Genomic DNA, 20,125 nt, shown 5'->3' with positions numbered 1-20,125 from the left:
GTTAGGATGTTTTTTTATTTAGAAGAATCATAAAGGCCTCCCATCATTAAAAAATCTTCTGCTTTTTCATCTTCTAAGCCCCTTTTATTATTTGAGCTTATAAAGGTAGATCTTATTATGGATGAATCTCCATACTTTTCTCTTATCTTATCTATAGTACTATCTAAGTTTCTTTGTTTATCTATTTTTTCATCATCAAATAAAGATTTTTGATATATACTATTATCACTCAACTTAGTTACTCTGACTCCTAATAATCTTATGGGTTCTCTACGCCACATCTCCTTAAATATTACTTTCACTAATTTAAAAATTTCTTCAGTCGAATCTGTTGGGGTTAAAAACTTTTTCTGATGAGAATAAGTTGTAAATATATTCGACTTTATTGATACAACTACAATACCACATAAAGACTTATTAGCTCTAAGTCTCTTAGCTACGCTTTCAGTAAGTGACAATAATACTTTTAAAGCTTCATCTGTACTTAATATATCCTTGCTTGTAGTAGTTGAATTTCCTATGCCTTTTACATCCACATAATTATCACAGTTTATGGGTGAATTATCTATTCCATTGGCATATTCATAAATTATATTTGCATAGCTCTTAAATATATTTCTTAAAATGCTCAAATTATAATTTGCTAAATCTCCAATTGTAAATATATTTAAATCTATAAGCTTTTTTTCTGCTGCTTTTCCAACCATAAATAAATCGCCTACTTTAAGTGGCCACATCTTTATTTTTATTTCTTCTTTAAATAATGTATGGATAGAATTCTTCTTAGAAAAATCACTAGCCATCTTAGCTAATAACTTATTATTTCCTATTCCTATATTTACTGTAAAACCCAAGTCTTCTTCTATTTTTCTTTTAATCTCCTTAGCCTTTTCCATGTAGTCATATTTAAAATGACTTGCTTCCATAAAAACTTCATCTATAGAATACCTTTCAATAAAATCAGAATATGGCTCTAACAATTTATACATATCATTACTAAACCTTGTATATAGTTTATGTTCTGGTGGATAAACTTTTAATTGAGGGTACTTTTTCAACGCAGCTACTATAGGTTCTCCGGTTATTATATTAAATTTCTTAGCTGGAATTGATTTTGCTAAAACTACTCCTCTTCTATCTTCTATACTTCCACCTATTATAGAAGGAATTTTTCTTATATCTATTTCACTTTCTCCACATTTTAATAAATTTATAGCTGTCCATGATAGAAATGCAGAGTTAACATCTATGTGAAATATTATTCTCTCGGACTTATTCTCCACAAATATCACATCCTCAAAATTAACTTATATTCTTATTTTAACGAACAAATATTCGTTTGTAAAGATATAATTATATACCTTTATGACAATAATTTATTTTAAATTAAAATATATCCTTAATATTTATATATTTAATTTTTATGTATTTAATTATTTTTTACTTATGTATTAATTCAAAAAATAAAAAAAGACTCTGAATTAATTCAGAATCTTTGGAGCTGGCAATAGGAATCGAACCTACAACCTGCTGATTACAAATCAGCTGCTCTACCGTTGAGCCATGCCAGCATAAGTGGCGACCCAGAAGGGACTCGAACCCTCGACCTCCGGCGTGACAGGCCGGCACTCTAACCAACTGAGCCACTGGGCCACATTAGATTATGTGGTGGTCGCAACAGGGATCGAACCTGTGACCCCCTGCTTGTAAGGCAGGTGCTCTCCCAGCTGAGCTATGCGACCTAATATGGTGACTCCTAGGGGAATCGAACCCCTGTTACCACCGTGAAAGGGTGGTGTCTTGACCGCTTGACCAAGGAGCCATATGTCATTTTGCTTTTGTTTTGTGTTTGCCGGTTCATCCGACATTTATTATAATACAAAAATTTTAAACTTTTGTCAACAAAATTTTAAAAATAATTTTTTTTATTTTTTTCTCCAAAATTATATACAGAAAATATATTATTTATTAGATATATTATAATTTAATAATAAACTTATATTATAGTTTTAATATGTAGTATAATTCTATATACTATAGTTAATATATTAGTTAATATGTTATAAAATACATTTAAAGGCTTGAGGTGATTTTATTTTGTATCATGACTTAATTATTGTTGGTGGTGGATCTTGTGGCATAGTATCTGCAATTAAAGCAAAAGATTTAAGTATAGACGTAGCTATAATAGATAGTAGCGATAGAGTAGGTAAAAAATTGTTAATTACTGGTAATGGACGCTGTAATTTAACAAACGAAAAATTATCCTTATCAAGATTTCATAGTGATAATAATAACTTTTTTAAAGATATTATTAATACCTATGATTTAGAATATACCCTTAACTTTTTTAAATCCATAGGAATATATACATGTACCTTAGATTCTGGAAAGATATACCCATTATCTCTTCAAGCATCCTCTGTGTTAGATATTCTTAGAATGAATTTATCTGAAAGAAATATACCAACTTACATGAATGAAAAAGTTTTAAATATCATTAACACAAAGAAGGGTTACTTTGAAATTATTACTTCTTCAACTACATATACATGTAAAAAAGTTCTCTTATGTACTGGAGGAAAAAGTTATACTAAAACAGGATCTGATGGCTCTGGTCATAAACTATCTAAAAACTTTGGCCATAGATTAATAAACTTAACACCTGGTATAGTTCAATTAAAACTAAACTATGATAGACTTAAGGCCATTTCTGGAGTGAAATTTGAAAGCTCTTGTAATATAGAAGTAAATGGTGAAACTAAAAAACAAGAATTTGGTGAAATCTTATTCACAGACTATGGTATATCAGGTCCTCCAATTCTACAGCTTAGTAGAATTGCTTCTAAAGGAATTATGAATAAGTCATCAGTTATTATACATGTAAATTTACTTAATTCAGATTATGACCATATAGTAGATTTTTTTGAAACACACTTTGCAGTGTTTTCATATAGAAGTATTTCAGACAATCTAGTAGGAATTATAAATAAAAAACTTATTCCTATTATATTAAAAGAGTGTGGAATTACTGACATTCACATGCCTACATATTCCCTAGAGTATGAATATAGATTTAAACTTTATAAGCTTTTATATGATTGGAAGTTTCAAGTTATTGATACCAACTCTTTTGAAAATGCTCAAGTTACCATCGGTGGAATAGATACTACAGAGGTAAACCCTATAACTTTAGAATCTACACTAACTCCAGGTCTATACTTTGGTGGTGAAATTTTAGATGTTGATGGTGATTGTGGTGGTTTTAATTTGCAATGGTGCTGGAGCTCCTCTAGCGCTGCTGTGAATGCCATTTATAATGCACTAAAGGATTAGGTTTACCTATTAACATAAGAGCTATATTCAAGGTAATTTGTGTGATTTTAAATATTACTTGAATTAATATAAAAAAATAAAACTGATAGGAAATAAATTTATTTCTTATCAGTTTTAAACTTTGAACTAATTTTTTGTAATCTTTAATGCAATGACGTACTTTTAAAGATCTGCGATTCTCATGGTTTGATCTCTCTTTGGACCTACTGATATTATAGATATCCTAACACCAGTGAATTCTTCTATTTTTCTTAAGTATATCTTTGCATTCTCTGGAAGGTCTTCATATTTTCTAGCATCTTTTATACTTTCATCCCATCCATCAAACTCTTCATACACAGGTTCACATTTTGCTAAATCTTCAAGGCTAGCTGGGAAGTAGTCTATTCCTTTTCCATCTAACTTATATCCTACACAAACTTGTATTTTATCAAGCCCTGCTAGTGTGTCAATCTTAGTTACTCCAAAACTAGTTAATCCAGAAACTCTAGCAGCACTTTTTAATATAACAAGATCAAGCCAACCACATCTTCTACTTCTTCCTGTAGTAACTCCGTACTCAAATCCTTTTTCCCTTATCCAATCTCCAACTTCATTTTCTTGTTCTGTTGGAAAAGGTCCTTTTCCAACTCTAGTTGTATATCCTTTTACAATTCCTACAGCACTATCTATCATAGTTGGTCCTATACCAGCACCTGTACATATACCACCTGCTACGGTATTAGAAGATGTTACATATGGATATGAACCAAAATCTATATCCAGAAGTGTTCCTTGAGCTCCTTCAAATAACACATTTTTATTTGCTTTTATGCTATCAAAAACTCTAACTGATGCATCATCTACAAACGGCTTCATTCTCTTACCATATTCTAAATAGGCCTCGAAAACCTCATCAAAGCTTAGGGCTTCTCCACCATAAATTTTAACTATTAAATCATTTTTAGCTGGAAGATATTCTTGTAATTTTTCTTTTAATACTTCTGGTTTAATAAGATCACAAACCCTTATTCCACATCTCTCAACTTTGTCAGTATAACAAGGTCCTATTCCTTTTTTAGTAGTACCTATATCGTTTTTTCCTCTAGCTTCTTCCTTAAGAGCATCTAATACTTTATGATAAGGCATTATAACTTGAGCTCTGTCACTTATTATTAATCTCTCTGGTGTTATATTTTCTCCTAATCCCTTTAAATAATCCATTTCTGTAAATAGAGCCTCGGGGTCTACAACCACTCCATTGCCTATTACATTAAGTTTGTCTTTATAAAGTATTCCTGATGGAATCAAATGTAACTTATACTCTTTTTCTCCCACTACTACAGTATGACCTGCATTATTTCCTCCTTGGAATCTAACAACTACATCTGCACTTTCTGCAAGATAATCAGTCATTTTACCCTTTCCTTCGTCTCCCCATTGAGCTCCTAATACCACAAATGATGACATATTCTACATCTCCTTTTTACTCATTAGTAAAACTTATTATAAATTAAACTAGCTTACTATATTTCTCCTCTAATATTCTAGCAACATAAACTCCACTAGCAGATGCTTGTGATAGTGAATGTGTAACTCCAGATCCATCTCCTAATACATAAAGGCTTTTTACTTTTGTCTCTAAGTTATTATCCACTTCTATATTAGAATTATAAAACTTAACTTCTACACCATATAACAATGTATCTTCATTAGCTGTTCCTGGTGCTATATTATCTAGAGCATATATCATTTCTATTATAGCATCTAATTGACGCTTTGGTATAACTAAGCTTAAATCTCCCGGTGTAGCTTTTAAAGTTGAAATAGTAAAACTTTTACTCATTCTATGATCATTAGTTCTTCTCCCCTGTACTAAATCTCCAAATCTTTGAACTAATACTCCGCCACCTAGCATATTGCTAAGTCTTGCTATAGATTCTCCATATTCATTACTATTTTTAAATGGCTCTGTAAAATTATTAGTAACTAATAATGCAAAGTTTGTGTTTTCTGTATGAAGTTCTGGATTTGAATAGCTATGTCCATTTACTGTTACTATTCCATTTGTATTTTCACTAACTACCTCACCATGTGGGTTCATACAAAATGTTCTGACTAAATCTCCATACTTCTTAGTTCTATATACAACTTTACTTTCATATACTTTATCTGTTATGTGTTCAAAAATAGCTGCAGGTAGTTCAACTCTAACACCTATATCTACTCTATTACTTTTACTTTCTATACCTAGCTTAGTACAAACCTTAGATATCCATTTAGATCCCGATCTTCCTGTGGCAACTATTATATCTTTGCATCTAAATTCCTCATCCTCAGTTTTTACTATAAATTCTTTACCGTGCTTTTCTATATCTACAACTTCAGTATTAAACTTCATCTCTATATTATCTTTTATCTTATTATATAAATTACCTAGTATTTTTACATTTCTATCTGTACCAAGATGTCTAACTTTAGCATCTAAAAGATGTAAATCATGTTTTAGTGCCTCAGTCTTTAGTGTACTATCCGCAGTTGAATATAACTTCGCATCACTTCCACCATGATCACATAAAACCTTATCTACATAATACATTAGATCTAAAGCTTCTTGCCTACCCACATATTTATATAAATCTCCACCAAAGTTATTAGTTATATTATACTTACCATCTGAAAGACTTCCAGCACCACCATAACCATTCATAATGTCACAAGACTTACAATGAATGCAAGCTTTTATTTTTTTCCCATCTATGGGACATTTTCTTTTTTCTAGGCTATTTCCCTTTTCTATCATTAGTACTTTAGCCTTTGAGCCTAAAGCTGTTAATTCATAGGCTGCGAAAACACCACTAGCTCCTGCACCAACAATTATAATATCATAATTTTTATACATGTTAATCACCCCATAAATATATTAACAAAGAGATGTAGTATTTTCAATAAAAAATACGAATATTTTATATAGTACATTTAAAATTCTTCGTAAATATATTTCTTTAGAAATTTATTTTTCCCAATATTTATTTACTCTATTCTAACATAGAGTGCTTTTATTATTTCTTGATAATAAACTTTAAATCTCCTAAAATATATTATACAAATGGCTTTATACAATATATTTTGTTAATATAATATATATAATTAGCTTTTTATTATAATTAAATTTATTATAATATTATCTTAAACCATAAAAAGTGTAACATATCCTATAAGAATATATTACACTTTTTATATTTATATTATTCGTATTTATATGAATGATTTGTATATACTTATTCCATCTAAACTATATATTTTTTCAGAGAATTCACCTGGATTTAAATCCTTAGTAGCTTTACGCATATCATACATTCTAGCATCTAATACATCTAAATGATGTAACATTTCTGCTTCTGGTATCATAGGTTTCTTAGGACTTCCATACTCCGGCTCATAGTGATGTGTTAATATCATATGTTGTAATAACATAACTATTTCTTTATCTGCTTTGACTTCCATTGCAGCATCTTCAATTAAACCAATTCCTTGTATTATGTGTCCAAGTAACTGGCCTTCCGTACTATATTTAGATACTATTCCTAGCTCACTAGATTCCATCTCCATTATTTTAGCTATATCATGAAGAATTATACCTGAATACAATAAATCTTTATTTAGATAATCATATATACCTAATAATTTTTCTGCCGCATTTAACATAGTGGTTATATGATATAAAAGACCACCTTTAATTGCGTGATGATTGGATTTAGCAGCTGGATAATGCATTAACTTGTAACTTAATTTACCGATAATATTTTCTGTAATATGTTTTATATCTTTATTTTCTATTTTCTCTATATAATCTAATAGAGTTTCAAACATATCTTCAGACTTATAAGGAGCAACTAGTATAAATTCATCTATATTAACATTATCTTCTTCTGTAGCTGGTCTAATTTTCTCTATCTTTAACTGTAATTTCCCTCTATATTCATTAACTACAGCTCTTACTTTTACAAGTATATTATCCTTTATTGAAGCTTCAATATTTTCATTACATTCCCATAGCTTTGCATTTATTTCTCCAGTTGAATCTATTAACATAAGATCTAAATATTTATTCGTAGTACTATTGTTAGTTATTTTACATTCTGCATTTTTTACTAAGAAAAAACTTTCAATTCTATCCCCTTTATTAAACTCACCAATTTTCTTATTTTCCATAACTGTTCTCCTTAATCTTTACTTCGTGTACTATATAAGATGAATATTATCAAATCTATTAAAATTATTCAATAATACTTAAAAAAGATATGTTTTACCACATCTTTTTAATTTTGATCTATGGACTTTTTTCTTTTAACAATTCTACCATATTCATCTGTAAAACTATTTATTATTATAGATACTAAATCTACTATAATCCATATGCCAAAACCACCTAGTGTAAGTAACATTAATATTGCAGTTCCTGCTTTTCCAACATAAAATCTATGGAAGCCTATAAAACCTAAAAGTATACAAAACACTAATGTTGCTCCCCAACTTTTTTCACTACAATCTTTCTCCTTAGATTCTAATATAGACCCTTTATCTTTGTCACCATAAAACTCTTTAGTCTTAATTATTTTTACTTCTTCATTGGTGTTACTAGTATCTCTTATATCTTTCACAATTCCATTATTATACAGACTCACAATGTCATCTTCATGTTCCTCTGTTATAGTAATATCATCTAATTCCGAATGCTTGTGAAAATATGTCTCTTTTCCATTGTTAAACTTATCATCTATTAATTTATTGTTCTTCATCTCATTTACCATGAGTAATCTCACCTCACATAAAGTATAGCTAATATATCTTTATGTAATAAGGCTTTAGTATATGCAATAAATATAAATCATATATAATTATACTTTATTACTAACTTCTACGAAATCTATTTAAATTACTCTGTATGAACTAAGTCTAAGTTTCCAAATTTACTATATTTACCTATCCATGCTAAATTTACGGTTCCAACTTCACCATTTCTATGTTTAGCTAATATACATTCCGCTATGTTCTCATCTTCTTTTTCTTTGCTATAATAAAATTCTCTATATAAGAACATAACTATATCTGCATCCTGCTCAATAGAACCTGATTCTCTTAAATCTGATAACATCGGACGATGGTCTGCCCTTTGTTCTGGTGCACGGGATAATTGAGATAATGCAATTACTGGACATTTCATTTCTTTAGCTAAAGCTTTTATACTTCTTGATATTTCTGATACTTCCTGTTGTCTATTATCAGAATTGCTTCCTGACATTAATTGAAGATAGTCTATGATAATTAAATCTATTCCATGCTCTATTTTAAGTCTTCTACATTTAGACCTCATCTCCATGACAGAAATACCTGCAGTATCATCTATATATATTCCCGCAGATGCAAGTGGTCCTGAAGCCCTTGCTATATTCTCCCAATCTCTATCGTCTAAATCTCCATTTCTAAGCTTAACCATATCTACATTAGCCTCTGCACAAAGGAGCTTATATGCTAATTGCTCCTTACTCATTTCTAATGAGAATATTGCAACTTTCCTACCATCTCTAATAGCTGCATTTTGGGCTATATTAAGACAAAATGTAGTTTTTCCCATAGATGGTCTAGCTGCTATTAGAACCATATCTCCGCTCTGAAACCCTGAAGTTTTTGCATCTAAATCTTTAAATCCACTAGCTACTCCATTTACTTGACCTTTATTATTAAAAATCTTTTCTATCTCTAAAAATCCTCTTTCCAATACAGTACTCATAGGTTCAAAATCACTAGTACTTCGTTTTTCAGATATATTAAATATATTTTTTTCTGCCAAGTCTATTACTGATTCTACATCATCTTGTTTATTATAGCTATTTTCAATTATTTCCGTTGAGCTTCTAATTAGCCTTCTAAGGGTCGATTTATCTTCAACAATTTTTATATAAGAAGATAAATTAGCTGTAGAAGGTACTGAGGTGCTTATCTCCATAATATATGTTACCCCTCCAGCTTGCTCAAGCATATCATTAGATTTTAGATAGTCTACCAAGGTTATCATATCTACAGGTATATCTTTATTATATAAATCTCTAATAGCCTTAAAAATAGTCTTATGAGCATCTTTATAGAAATCTTCAGCTGAAAGAACCTCTGCAGCTTGTGCAATAGCATTCTTATCTATTAACATAGACCCTACTACTGACTGCTCAGCTTCTATATTTTGTGGCATAGTTCTAAGTGAGTCACTCATATTATTACCTCCTGCGATATATTAAAAGAAAACTCCTATATGTACTCTCAAGGAATAAATAATGCAGAAAACATTATTTATTATAAAATCCTTCTCTTTAATTATAATGTAGTTATAAAAAAATCCAAACATTTATTTATAAAATTAAATTAAAACCCTGTATAATCATATTACAGGGTTTTAATAATCAAAATATCTAAAATACTAATTCTATTAGTTCTTCTATTGTTGATACAGCTGTAACTTCTATATTTTTAATATTAGCTGGAACATCCTTCAAGTTATCTTTTGGTATTATTACCTGCCTTATACCTTTTCTTTTTGCTCCATATATTTTTTCAAACACTCCTCCTACTGGTTTTATCTTACCTCTTATTGATATTTCACCAGTAATTGCAATATCCTGTCTTATTGGTTTTTCTAAAATGGCACTTATAATACATGTTGTTATAGCTGCACCTGCTGATGGTCCATCAATTTTTCCACCACCAATAACATTTACATGAACATCATAATCTCTGATTTCCTTATCAGTAATCTTTCTTATAACAGAGGCTGCATTAAAAACAGAATCTTTTGCCATAGATCCAGCAGTATCATTAAATCTAATAGTTCCCTTACCTTTTTCCCTAGCCTCAAAACTTGAACATTCTATTTCTATAGTTGATCCCAAGAATCCAGATACCCCAAGACCAAAAATCTGCCCAACTTCCTTAGAATCTAAATCACTAATATCTTCATATGGTCTTAATCTATTATTAGATGCTACTTCATTAAAATCAGAAATAGTTATAACCACATCATTTCTCTCTTCATTATTTAATAATACATATCCATATACATCTGCAAGTATATTTACAGCTTTTCTACCTTCTATAGTATATCTGCTTATCTCTTTTGCTAAACCATCCTCTAATTTAATATTTAACTTTTTAGCTGCATTTAATACAACTTTTTCTATATCTACAGAAGATAGTGGTTCAAAATAAACTTCAGTACACCTTGATCTTAATGCTGGATTAATCTCACTTGGCTCTCTAGTAGTAGCGCCTATTAGAACGAAATCAGCTGGAGCACCATTGTCAAATAAATACTTAATATATTTAGGTGTACTTTCATCATCTGGATCATAATATGATGATGAAAACTCAACTCTTTTATCTTCTAAAACTTTTAATAATTTATTTTGAAGAGTATAATCTAATTCACCTATTTCGTCTATAAATAAAACTCCTCCATGTGCTTCTGTAACTAGTCCAGTCTTTGGTTCTGGAGTACCACTTTCAGCTAAATCTCTCTTTGAACCTTGATATATAGGATCATGTACTGAACCTAATAAAGGATTTGATATCTCTCTTGGATCCCATCTTAATGTGGTTCCATCTACTTCTACAAACTTTGCATCCTTATCATATGGCGTATGCTTTAATTTCTTAACTTCTTCAAGCGCAATCCTAGCTGCTGTAGTCTTACCCACTCCTGGTGGTCCGTATAAAATTATATGTTGTGGATATGGAGATGCCATCTTAGATATTAAAGATTTAATAGCTCTCTCTTGCCCAATTATTTCTGAAAAACTATCAGGTCTAAGCATACTCATAATGTTTTGAGTTAAATGCTTTGAATCTAAACATTCAAACTCTGCATATTTCTTTAATGTCTTACTATTCTCTGGTCCTCTTTGTTTCTTTATGATTCCTAGTCTTACCTCATCTATATACTTGTCCTGTTTTTCTATAATTTGCTTTTCCACTTCTGCATCTAATTTATTTTGTACATATCTTTTAGCTAGAAGTTCACTTATTTCTAGGCTAGTTTCTTTTAAAATTTCTTCTATATTATTATCACTTGGTGGAACACTAATTCCTTTTCCATTAGTAACTATTTTATTTATAGCATAAAGTTTTCTATACATATCTTTACTATTTAAATGCTTTTGAACCTTAAACTTTACTGCTCTACCTCTAATAGTGCCTTCATCTAAAAGCTTGTACATAACTTCTTCTAAAACTTCTATTTCTACTTCCATAGTTAATTCTTCTTCTAAGCTAAAATTATTTATTTTATCAACTGAATTTATATTCAAAATTATTAGCATAGAAGGACTTTTATACCTTCTATGCTTTCCTCCCCTCGGTTTTTAAAATCTATTGTTGTTCTTTTATAATAACCTTTATTTTAGTTGATATCTCAGGATATAACTTTACTTCTACATCATATAATCCCATAGTTTTAATAGTATTAACTATTATTTTTTTCTTATCTATTGTTATATTTAATTGTTTTTCCATTTCCTGAGAAATATCTTTTGTGGTTATAGCTCCAAATAATCTACCATTGTCTCCTGACTTAGCATAGATAATTACTTCTTTATCCTTAAGTTCATTTGCAACTTTTTGAGCTTCCTCTATTTCAGCTAATTTCTTCTTTCTATCAGCTTCATTTTTCTTATTTAAAATATGCATGTTAACATCATTTGCCTCTTGTGCTAATTTCTTAGGAAACAAGAAATTTCTTGCATACCCATCGGAGGCATTAACAACCTCTCCTTTTTTTCCAACTGATTTTACATCTTGTAATAAAATAACTTTCATTATTATTCACCCTTCCTTAAGTATTTTTCTATAGCATCATTTAATAATTCTTCTGCCTCATCTTGATTAGAATCTTTAATTCTAGCAGCTGCCATTGTTAAATGTCCTCCACCACCTAAATATTCCAATATTACCTGAACATTTATTTCACCTAAGGATCTTCCACTTATATAAGTGCCCTCCTCTATTTTAGCAATAACAAAGGATGCTTGAATACCTGTAATATTTAGCAATTCATCCGCTGCTTGTGCTGGTAATACAGAATTTGATATTTCTGGTGGACATTTCGCTACAGCTATTCCACTTTTAACCTTTGCAGTTTTTATTATATCTGCTCTTGTTATGTAAATATCTAAAGCTTCACTAAAAATTCTTTTTACATCTACAGTATCAGCACCTAGCCTTCGTAAAAATGCTGCTGCTTCAAAGGTTCTAACTCCAGTTTTAAAACAGAAATTTTTAGTATCTAGACAAATACCTGCTAATAGAGCTACCGCTTCTACTTCTCTCAATTTTGGTTTTTCAACCATATACTGAATTAATTCTGTTATTAATTCTGATGTTGATGATGCATAGGTTTCCACATAACTTAACATTGTACCTTGTATAAAGTCTTTTGTTTTCCTGTGATGATCTATAATCACTATTCTACTGAAGTAATCTACTACCTCCATAGAAAGTACGTAACTTTCATTATGAACATCAACTAATATTAATAAACTTTTATCATTTTTAATATTTTTAACTGCATTTATATTTATAAATGTATCTTTATAGTTATCATCATCATCTAATCTGTCCAACATATACTGCACAGCATCATGAGGATCATCCATAACTATATAACATTCCTTATTTAAAGAACGTATGGTACTATACATTCCTATTGCTGCTCCCAAGCAATCCATATCTGGATTGTGATGTCCCATTATAATTACATTGCTACTTTCATTTATCAGTTCTAAAAGTGCATGACCAATTACCCTAGCTCTAACCTTAGTCCTTTTTTCGACTTCTTTAGTTTTTCCACCATAAAAAGATACTTTTTCAAAGCTCTTGACTACACATTGATCTCCACCTCTTCCAAGAGCCAAATCCTTTGCTATAGTGGCAAATTCATGATTTTGAGCTGGATTTTCTCCACCTCTACCCACTCCAATGCTTAGAGTAACTGTAAGTTTATTTCCACTGCTTACTTCTCTAATTGTATCTAGTATATCAAATTTTTTATTCATCTCAGTTTCTATATTAGCATCTTTAGTTGTTAATACATATTTATTTGATGAATATTTTCTTATTAACGCTTTTAGGCTATTAGCATAGTTATTTATAGTTCTATCTATGTCTGCTATAAGCTGTGGTCTTAAATCTTCTTCTGTAGTCTTAATAACCTCATCAAGATTATCTACCTCTATGAGCATTACACTTTCTTTAGCATTATTAATTTGATTTATCAAATTAACATTATATGTAATATCATCAAAAGAAATTACTATAAGATTATTATCTTCATTAATTTCATAATCTTGAATAATACTTATATAAATATCATAAATTCTATCCTTAAAAACAACATTTTTATACTCTGATCTTTTTCCTTCTAATGCTAATTTTATATTGAAATCTTTAATTATTTCTTTTATATTTTTACCTACTATATCATTATTTTCTAATCTTAAAGCTAAACTTTCGTTATACCATATTACCTCTCCATTTTCTAATAAAAACATAGTTGGAAAATGCACCTTAGAAAATGCCGTAGACTTAACAGTATCAACTTTGTGTATTATATTTTCAATTTTGTTAGAAAAATTATCTTTCTTGCTATTATCAAATATAATATACAAAAGAGCGGCTGCATATATTAGAAGTAGTATATTTGAAATAATTAACATATCCTTTATAAAAAACACTACTAATAATATAACTAAAATAGTTATAACTATTTTACTTTTTATAAAATTAAATAGCATTTCTTTAAAATTCTCTTTACTCATATATTACGCCTTTCTGATTCTATATGGATCCAGCTTTCTAAAATCTAACATCATTTCTACAAAACCTACTATTCCTAAAATCTTAGATGATCCTATTATAAACAATAGAATTACTAAAAGTATTCTCATTGCCTTAGGCATTCCTAGTTTCTTTCTAAAATAATAATCAGTTACAGCTGCTCCGTTCACAGCTAATATCATAATTGTTAACATCAAAATAGCATTATATAAAAATAACCCCCCTGTAATTCCCCGACTTCCTACTATTGCACATATGCTAATAACAGCAATTAATGCAGCTCCAACTAGATTAGATACATAAAACTCTGAAAACCTTAAGTATTTTACTTCTTTATATTTAAGTTTTCTAAATATCAAATGTGTAAATAATATGGTTGAATATGCTTGTATAAAGGAAGCTATAAATAATACAGTTGGTATCAACATAGCTAAGAGATCAACTGTAAAGATAGATTCTATCTGTTCAAACATTTGTAGTTGAGTAGCATTCATACCCATGTTACTATAAATTTCTTTAGTTTGAGTTATATATGTCTTAAATTCATGTATATATGTGTTCAATTTATCATTAATAAATTGAATTACACTTATATTACTAACAAGCCTACTAGTTAACCATACTTCAACCAGCATTGATATTATACATGCTATAATCAAGGTTATTAACATATTATATGTTTTCTTTTGATTTTTTAAGCAGTGACCTAAGACCGCACCTATTATCCCATAAGACATACCTGAAGTTATAGCCAAAATAGGATTGAGAAATATAGCTACTAATATTGTGCTTATTAATGCAGTTCCTATTGAATACTTCATTCCATTCCTATAATAAATAAGAGCTACTAAAATTGGCAACAATATTAAACCTATTATATAAAACAATAAAATGTATGATGCACTAATGCTTATTATAGTTATAATACCTGTCATCAACGCAGTTTCTATTAAATTTTTTGTATTAATCTTTTGTTCCATAACATCCTCCTTCTAATTCCTTTCTCTTATATGGTCATAAAGCTTACTAAGCTCTTTTCCATTTTTCTCAAGAGGATCACCTTCTACTATACCAACCTTTAATTTTTTCTTCATAGTTTCATCAATTGCTAAATGAGAATATCCTAATTTTTCTGCTAAAATATATAATATTATTATTGCTCCTGATATACAATCTAAAATTGCATCTTGTGCTATATTACTCCCTTTACTTAATAATTTAAAAAAATCACCTACAATACAAACTAATTCTGCCTTTAGTCCTTCTATTATCTTTATATTGGACATAATATTAAACTCTTCTCGTCTCATAAGAATCATCCTTTCTTTAGGCTATAAGTCTATTGTAAATTTTTTTTAATATTTATGCAACATGATTATAGGTATATTTACCTTTATTTCACAGTTATTCTGAGATTAAAATAAAAAACTAGTGAATAACAGCGATTCACTAGTTTTTATTAATTATATGTTTGTTTTACCAAATAAATTATTACTATTCAGTTGTGAATGGTAATAATGCTATGTTTCTAGCTCTCTTAATAGCTACAGTTAGCATTCTTTGGTGTTTAGCACAGTTTCCAGAAATTCTTCTTGGTAATATTTTACCCTTTTCTGTAACATACTTTCTTAATTTATTGATATCTTTATAATCTATAGAAGTTGCTTTATCCATACAAAAAGCACATACTTTTCTCTTAGCTCTTTTTCTATTTCCGCCTTTTCTTCTATCATTCTTATCGTTTCTATCATAAGCCATTGCTCTTACCTCCTTACCTAATTATTAAAATGGCATATCCTCACCATCATCAATCGGAGTCATATCTCCTCCACCAAAGTAATCTGTTGGTATTGATGAATCATTGTGAGAAACAGCTCCAGTATTCATTCCTGATGTTTTATTGCCACCCCATTCAAGGAAACTTACTTCATCAGCTACTACTTCAGTAACATATCTTCTTCCACCGTCTTTAGCTTCATAAGAACGAGTTTCAATTCTACCAGCTACACTTAAAAGTTTACCTTTACTCATGTAATTAGCAGTACTTTCAGCCTGTTTACCCCATACTACTACAGGTATAAAATCAGCATCCGGTTGACCTTCCTTCTTAAATCTTCTATTAACTGCAATTGTAAATGTGGCTACAGCTGTACCTGTACCTGGAGTAAATTTTAACTCTGGGTCTTTGGTTAATCTTCCGATTAAAACAACCTTATTCATTAATACCACCTACTTGCTTTCTGGATTGATTATAATATGTCTTATAACACCATCTGTAATTCTGAATACTCTGTCTAATTCTTTAGGTAATTCAGCGTCAGCTTTGAAGTTGATTAATGTGTATACACCCTCGTTAACTTTAGCGATTTCATAAGCTAGCTTTCTTCTACCCCAAACGTCAACGCTTTCAACTTCTCCACCATTGTTCTCTATTACACCTTTAAATTTTTCAACGTTAGCTTTAACAGCCTCCTCGTCTAATGATGGGTGTAATATGAATATAGTTTCATATGCTCTCATTAGTTTCACCTCCTCCCCCCGGACTAACGGCTGTGATTTTCACAGCAGGGATTACATCATCAAATTATATCATAGTAAAACTATTAAGTCAATATTGTTATCTTATTTTCCCTCATTCTTAAGAATTTTCTTTACACTCTTTTCAAATTTACTTCTAGGAATCATAACAATTCTATCACATCCGGTGCATCTAATTTTTATATCTGCACCCATTCTAATTATTTCCCACTTATTACTACCACATGGATGTGTTTTTTTAGTTTCTACAATATCATTTAATTCAAATTCTTTCATATTCTTCTCCTATATCATTGTTTCCAAATATTTATATCAATAAACTATATTGTTTTATACTTATTTTTTACCATCTCATATTATGTTAGTCAATATTTAACTCTATTAACTTACTATCAGTAAATTGATAAATAGTTTTGAACTCCATCTTTTTATCTTTTATTATCTCTTTTAAGCTATCTACAATACCAATATCCGCCTTTAAGCTTATTCCACAACTTTTTGTTATATATGTTGGTGTTGGCATCATAGTAACCTTAAGCTTTTCGTTAATACATACTGATTCAGCTTTCATGGCTTCATGAGTATTATTGAAAGTTACAATTAAAAATTCTTTCATTTCATATATCTCCTAGCACTATTTCTTATAACTTTATAGTTTTTCCTTTATTCATCATTTCAATTATTGCATACATATTACTAATTTCTCCAACTGCAAGATTTTCCTTTAATCCATAAAAATCTAAACAAAGACCACAGCTTTGTACATTTACACCTCTCTCTACTAATCTTTTTAAACTATCAAGGGTAAGTGCTCCTTCAACTACTAACTTTACCCCTGCATTTAAGAATACTAAATTGGTTGGTATAACTTCAGCCTCCGAAAGTGCAAATAAATAACTCTTTATAAGAGCTGTTCCAAGTTCATCATCTCCATTTCCCAATTTATCTGAACCTACAACAATAGTAAAAGTCTCTTCTTTTTCTTTAGAATTTTTTAGATTTAATTCTTCTACTGTAACTTCTCCCTTTATAATTGTTATATAGTATATATTGCCTTCTCTTTCTTCTATTTCATATTCAAATCCATTTCCTTGAGCAAATTTAACCACATTATTTTTGGCAACCTCATTATCTACAACAGTTACTCCTATACCACTTTCTAAAGCATCAAAATATTTTTTTGTATTTACTACTGGAATTGGGCAATTTAATCCTCTACAGTCAATTTCATTTCTAATATTTTCCATAACATTTTCCCCCTATTAAATATTATTTGATAATAATATTTAGTTAATATCTATTAATTAATATGTTCTACTTAATATAATAATATGATATTGTATATATTTATTATAATGTTGTATTATTGTGTTATACCAACTTACTATAATACAATCTTTATTAATATACTAATTATATCAAATCTATAGAATATATCATATCTAAATTTATAATATATAAATTTTACTTATTATATATCTAAATATGATAAATTCAACCTAGGAGGTAATACTATGCAAATTTATGCAGATAATGCAGCTACATCTTTTCCTAAACCAGATTGTGTTTATAATGATATACTAAATTATATGAGAAATATAGGCAGTAATCCTGGAAGGGGTGCATCTACTTCATCTCTAAAAGGAAATAAAGTTATATTCCAATGTAGAAATGCCTTATGTGATTTTTTTAATTTTCCTGATACTAAAAATGTAATATTTACATCTAATATTACTATGTCCTTAAACATTTTAATTAAAGGTATAGTTAAACCTGGATGGCATGTTATAACATCTTCCATGGATCATAACAGTACCCTTAGAACATTAAATGAATTAAAATCTAAAGGAATAATTGAATTAGATATAATTCAATGTAATAAATTAGGTGAAATTGATATTGATGATTTTCAAAGTAAAATCAAGCATAATACTAAACTTGTAACCCTTTCTCATGGCTCTAATATAATTGGTACTATTCAACCTCTAGAAAAAATCGGACAAATTTGCAAGGGAAGTAATATATTTTTCATTATAGATACTGCTCAAACAGCTGGCGTTCTTGATTTAAATTTTCAAAAATTAAACTGCAATGCTTTAGCCTTTACTGGACATAAAAGTTTATTAGGTCCTCAAGGTATAGGTGGCTTTATCATAGATGATGAAATGAATGATATTTGTTCTCCATTAATTGTTGGTGGTACAGGAAGTGTTTCATCAGACATAATTCAACCCAACTTCTTACCTGATAAATTTGAAAGTGGTACTATTAATGCACCTGGTATTGCAGGTCTTCTATCTGGAATAACCTTTATCCAAAATGAAGGATTATCTACAATTAAAGATCATGAAGATTATCTAACACAAAAGTTCATTGATGGTATATTAAATATATCTACAATGAAAGTTTATGGACATCTAAATACTGAAAATAGAACTTCAACTATATCTGTAAACTCTTCTAAAATTGATAACAGTGAACTTGGATTTATTCTTGACTCTCAATATAATATTATAACTAGAACTGGTCTCCATTGTGCTCCATTAGCTCATAAAACTATTGGAACATATCCTAATGGAACTTTGCGTTTTAGTTTTGGATATTTTAATGATGATAAAGATATAGATTATATCTTGTGTAGTATAAATTCTTCTATTAAAAAATTGTAATGAATTAATAATAGATGTATTAAATTTATCTACATGGTAATACTTTCTAATATAGGAGGGTGTTACTCATGGTGGAAAAAGTTATTTTCGATGCTTTATCTGATAATTCTATATATGACATAAGAGAAATTCTTTCAGAAGAACTAACCAAAGTAATTAAAGATAATAGAGATATTGTTATTTTATGCATAGGTACAGACAGATCTACAGGTGATAGTTTAGGTCCACTTGTAGGTTATAAACTCAAATTTTTAGTTAGAGATAAGGTTTTTATCTATGGAAATCTAGAAAACCCTGTGCATGCGAAAAATATTTCTGAAACCAATGATTTAATACTTAAGAATCATAGTAATCCATATATAATAGCTATAGATGCTTCTCTTGGAGGCCTTCAAAATGTAGGTAAAGTTATAATTGAATCTAAACCTCTTTATCCTGGAGCTGCTCTAAATAAAAATTTACCTTCTGTTGGTGATTTAAGTATTGTTGGAATTGTTAATATATCTGGCTCGTTAGAATTTATGGTGCTCCAAAATACTCGATTATATATTGTAATGAAATTAGCTGAAGTAATCTCCTCAGGAATATACCATTCTATAATAAAAACTATAGGTGGACGTAAATCTTCCTCCAAGGTTAACAATAAATATATTCCTAAGGTTTTAGATGCAGACTAGAACTTAAAAGAAGAGATAATAAATGTTTCACGTGAAACATTTATT

At 29.3% G+C, this 20,125-nt stretch carries 20 protein-coding genes and 4 tRNA genes; 3 read left to right on the top strand and 21 right to left on the bottom strand.

All coding sequences use genetic code 11. The features are described from left to right. Positions 1-14: 14 nt before the first annotated feature. From B3B03_RS01035 to B3B03_RS01015, 5 genes are all read right to left on the bottom strand, one after another. Positions 15-1,283, bottom strand: a complete 1,269-nt coding sequence (locus tag B3B03_RS01035; RefSeq protein WP_346849180.1) for a DNA polymerase IV — start codon at positions 1,281-1,283, stop codon at positions 15-17. A 213-nt stretch (positions 1,284-1,496) separates the two neighbouring features. After that, a tRNA-Thr gene (locus tag B3B03_RS01030) sits at positions 1,497-1,571 on the bottom strand. Between the two features lie 5 nt (positions 1,572-1,576). Then, positions 1,577-1,653, bottom strand: a tRNA-Asp gene (locus B3B03_RS01025). Between the two features lie 13 nt (positions 1,654-1,666). Beyond that, positions 1,667-1,742 (bottom strand) — tRNA-Val (locus B3B03_RS01020). 5 nt (positions 1,743-1,747) lie between these two features. Beyond that, positions 1,748-1,822, bottom strand: a tRNA-Glu gene (locus B3B03_RS01015). 275 nt (positions 1,823-2,097) lie between these two features. On the opposite strand from B3B03_RS01015, the gene B3B03_RS01010 reads away from it, so the two are divergent. After that, positions 2,098-3,336: an NAD(P)/FAD-dependent oxidoreductase gene (locus B3B03_RS01010; RefSeq protein WP_346876261.1), complete on the top strand. Its 1,239-nt coding sequence runs from the start codon at positions 2,098-2,100 to the stop codon at positions 3,334-3,336. 162 nt (positions 3,337-3,498) lie between these two features. Here B3B03_RS01010 and B3B03_RS01005 read toward each other — a convergent pair whose 3' ends face one another. The 16 genes from B3B03_RS01005 to yedF all read right to left on the bottom strand — a co-directional run bounded on the left by B3B03_RS01005 (position 3,499) and on the right by yedF (position 17,981). Then, entirely contained in the window at positions 3,499-4,785 is a 1,287-nt protein-coding gene (locus B3B03_RS01005; RefSeq protein WP_346876260.1) for an adenylosuccinate synthase, read from the bottom strand. A gap of 43 nt (positions 4,786-4,828) precedes the next feature. Further along, positions 4,829-6,217, bottom strand: coding sequence for an NAD(P)/FAD-dependent oxidoreductase (locus tag B3B03_RS01000; protein WP_346849178.1), 1,389 nt, complete (start codon positions 6,215-6,217; stop codon positions 4,829-4,831). Positions 6,218-6,573: 356 nt separating this feature from the next. Further along, positions 6,574-7,530 carry a 3'-5' exoribonuclease YhaM family protein gene (locus B3B03_RS00995; RefSeq protein WP_035131994.1) on the bottom strand — a complete coding sequence of 319 codons (957 nt, stop codon included), beginning with the start codon at positions 7,528-7,530 and terminating at the stop codon, positions 6,574-6,576. A 107-nt stretch (positions 7,531-7,637) separates the two neighbouring features. Further along, positions 7,638-8,129 carry a TM2 domain-containing protein gene (locus B3B03_RS00990; RefSeq protein WP_346849177.1) on the bottom strand — a complete coding sequence of 164 codons (492 nt, stop codon included), beginning with the start codon at positions 8,127-8,129 and terminating at the stop codon, positions 7,638-7,640. Between the two features lie 125 nt (positions 8,130-8,254). Next, entirely contained in the window at positions 8,255-9,586 is a 1,332-nt protein-coding gene (locus B3B03_RS00985) for a replicative DNA helicase (protein WP_346849176.1), read from the bottom strand. 196 nt (positions 9,587-9,782) lie between these two features. Beyond that, positions 9,783-11,615, bottom strand: a complete 1,833-nt coding sequence (gene lonC, locus B3B03_RS00980; RefSeq protein WP_346890697.1) for a Lon family ATP-dependent protease — start codon at positions 11,613-11,615, stop codon at positions 9,783-9,785. Between the two features lie 118 nt (positions 11,616-11,733). Further along, positions 11,734-12,180: a 50S ribosomal protein L9 gene (gene rplI / locus B3B03_RS00975; RefSeq protein WP_346849174.1), complete on the bottom strand. Its 447-nt coding sequence runs from the start codon at positions 12,178-12,180 to the stop codon at positions 11,734-11,736. 2 nt (positions 12,181-12,182) lie between these two features. After that, the gene (locus tag B3B03_RS00970) at positions 12,183-14,177 is read right to left on the bottom strand and encodes a DHH family phosphoesterase (protein ID WP_346876258.1); all 1,995 of its coding nucleotides are present in this window, start codon (positions 14,175-14,177) and stop codon (positions 12,183-12,185) included. 3 nt (positions 14,178-14,180) lie between these two features. Continuing rightward, positions 14,181-15,176: a DUF2232 domain-containing protein gene (locus tag B3B03_RS00965; protein ID WP_346876257.1), complete on the bottom strand. Its 996-nt coding sequence runs from the start codon at positions 15,174-15,176 to the stop codon at positions 14,181-14,183. 12 nt (positions 15,177-15,188) lie between these two features. Next, complete coding sequence (locus B3B03_RS00960; protein ID WP_035132003.1) at positions 15,189-15,506, bottom strand: MazG-like family protein; 318 nt, start codon at positions 15,504-15,506, stop codon at positions 15,189-15,191. Positions 15,507-15,690: 184 nt separating this feature from the next. Beyond that, positions 15,691-15,954 (bottom strand): 30S ribosomal protein S18, encoded by a 264-nt coding sequence (gene rpsR / locus B3B03_RS00955; RefSeq protein ID WP_035132005.1) that lies wholly within the window; start codon positions 15,952-15,954, stop codon positions 15,691-15,693. A 24-nt stretch (positions 15,955-15,978) separates the two neighbouring features. Next, on the bottom strand, positions 15,979-16,416 hold the full coding sequence (locus B3B03_RS00950; RefSeq protein WP_035132007.1) for a single-stranded DNA-binding protein: 438 nt from the start codon (positions 16,414-16,416) through the stop codon (positions 15,979-15,981). A 9-nt stretch (positions 16,417-16,425) separates the two neighbouring features. Beyond that, positions 16,426-16,716 carry a 30S ribosomal protein S6 gene (gene rpsF / locus B3B03_RS00945; protein WP_035132009.1) on the bottom strand — a complete coding sequence of 97 codons (291 nt, stop codon included), beginning with the start codon at positions 16,714-16,716 and terminating at the stop codon, positions 16,426-16,428. Between the two features lie 102 nt (positions 16,717-16,818). Further along, on the bottom strand, positions 16,819-17,010 hold the full coding sequence (locus B3B03_RS00940; protein WP_346849171.1) for a DUF951 domain-containing protein: 192 nt from the start codon (positions 17,008-17,010) through the stop codon (positions 16,819-16,821). Positions 17,011-17,095: 85 nt separating this feature from the next. Then, positions 17,096-17,350 carry a DUF3343 domain-containing protein gene (locus tag B3B03_RS00935; protein WP_035132011.1) on the bottom strand — a complete coding sequence of 85 codons (255 nt, stop codon included), beginning with the start codon at positions 17,348-17,350 and terminating at the stop codon, positions 17,096-17,098. Positions 17,351-17,375: 25 nt separating this feature from the next. Beyond that, on the bottom strand, positions 17,376-17,981 hold the full coding sequence (gene yedF, locus B3B03_RS00930; protein WP_414632259.1) for a sulfurtransferase-like selenium metabolism protein YedF: 606 nt from the start codon (positions 17,979-17,981) through the stop codon (positions 17,376-17,378). Between the two features lie 267 nt (positions 17,982-18,248). Here yedF and B3B03_RS00925 point away from each other — a divergent pair, with 267 nt between their 5' ends. Both B3B03_RS00925 and yyaC read left to right on the top strand, forming a co-directional pair. Then, positions 18,249-19,403: an aminotransferase class V-fold PLP-dependent enzyme gene (locus B3B03_RS00925; RefSeq protein WP_346876256.1), complete on the top strand. Its 1,155-nt coding sequence runs from the start codon at positions 18,249-18,251 to the stop codon at positions 19,401-19,403. A gap of 68 nt (positions 19,404-19,471) precedes the next feature. Further along, positions 19,472-20,080 (top strand): spore protease YyaC, encoded by a 609-nt coding sequence (yyaC, locus tag B3B03_RS00920; RefSeq protein WP_346876255.1) that lies wholly within the window; start codon positions 19,472-19,474, stop codon positions 20,078-20,080. Positions 20,081-20,125: the final 45 nt, after the last annotated feature.

The sequence above is a fragment of the Clostridium sp. UBA5712 genome, from assembly GCF_002419845.1.
GTDB lineage: Bacteria > Bacillota > Clostridia > Clostridiales > Clostridiaceae > Clostridium_J > Clostridium_J sulfidigenes.
The sequence above is the reverse complement of the archived record's forward strand: the minus strand, read 5'-3'. Positions and strand labels throughout refer to the sequence as shown.

Excerpts from the sequence above, each read along its gene's own strand:
- B3B03_RS01005 (WP_346876260.1), bottom strand. The coding sequence starts at position 4,785 with ATGTCATCATTTGTGGTATTAGGAGCTCAATGGGGAGACGAAGGAAAG.
- B3B03_RS00925 (WP_346876256.1), top strand. The coding sequence starts at position 18,249 with ATGCAAATTTATGCAGATAATGCAGCTACATCTTTTCCTAAACCAGAT.
- yedF (WP_414632259.1), bottom strand. The coding sequence starts at position 17,981 with ATGGAAAATATTAGAAATGAAATTGACTGTAGAGGATTAAATTGCCCA.
- B3B03_RS00940 (WP_346849171.1), bottom strand. The coding sequence starts at position 17,010 with ATGAAAGAATTTGAATTAAATGATATTGTAGAAACTAAAAAAACACAT.
- B3B03_RS00985 (WP_346849176.1), bottom strand. The coding sequence starts at position 9,586 with ATGAGTGACTCACTTAGAACTATGCCACAAAATATAGAAGCTGAGCAG.
- B3B03_RS00965 (WP_346876257.1), bottom strand. The coding sequence starts at position 15,176 with ATGGAACAAAAGATTAATACAAAAAATTTAATAGAAACTGCGTTGATG.
- B3B03_RS01000 (WP_346849178.1), bottom strand. The coding sequence starts at position 6,217 with ATGTATAAAAATTATGATATTATAATTGTTGGTGCAGGAGCTAGTGGT.
- B3B03_RS00970 (WP_346876258.1), bottom strand. The coding sequence starts at position 14,177 with ATGAGTAAAGAGAATTTTAAAGAAATGCTATTTAATTTTATAAAAAGT.
- B3B03_RS00990 (WP_346849177.1), bottom strand. The coding sequence starts at position 8,129 with ATGGTAAATGAGATGAAGAACAATAAATTAATAGATGATAAGTTTAAC.
- rpsF (WP_035132009.1), bottom strand. The coding sequence starts at position 16,716 with ATGAGAGCATATGAAACTATATTCATATTACACCCATCATTAGACGAG.
- B3B03_RS00950 (WP_035132007.1), bottom strand. The coding sequence starts at position 16,416 with ATGAATAAGGTTGTTTTAATCGGAAGATTAACCAAAGACCCAGAGTTA.
- rplI (WP_346849174.1), bottom strand. The coding sequence starts at position 12,180 with ATGAAAGTTATTTTATTACAAGATGTAAAATCAGTTGGAAAAAAAGGA.
- B3B03_RS00935 (WP_035132011.1), bottom strand. The coding sequence starts at position 17,350 with ATGAAAGAATTTTTAATTGTAACTTTCAATAATACTCATGAAGCCATG.
- rpsR (WP_035132005.1), bottom strand. The coding sequence starts at position 15,954 with ATGGCTTATGATAGAAACGATAAGAATGATAGAAGAAAAGGCGGAAAT.
- lonC (WP_346890697.1), bottom strand. The coding sequence starts at position 11,615 with ATGGAAGTAGAAATAGAAGTTTTAGAAGAAGTTATGTACAAGCTTTTA.
- yyaC (WP_346876255.1), top strand. The coding sequence starts at position 19,472 with ATGGTGGAAAAAGTTATTTTCGATGCTTTATCTGATAATTCTATATAT.
- B3B03_RS00995 (WP_035131994.1), bottom strand. The coding sequence starts at position 7,530 with ATGGAAAATAAGAAAATTGGTGAGTTTAATAAAGGGGATAGAATTGAA.
- B3B03_RS00960 (WP_035132003.1), bottom strand. The coding sequence starts at position 15,506 with ATGAGACGAGAAGAGTTTAATATTATGTCCAATATAAAGATAATAGAA.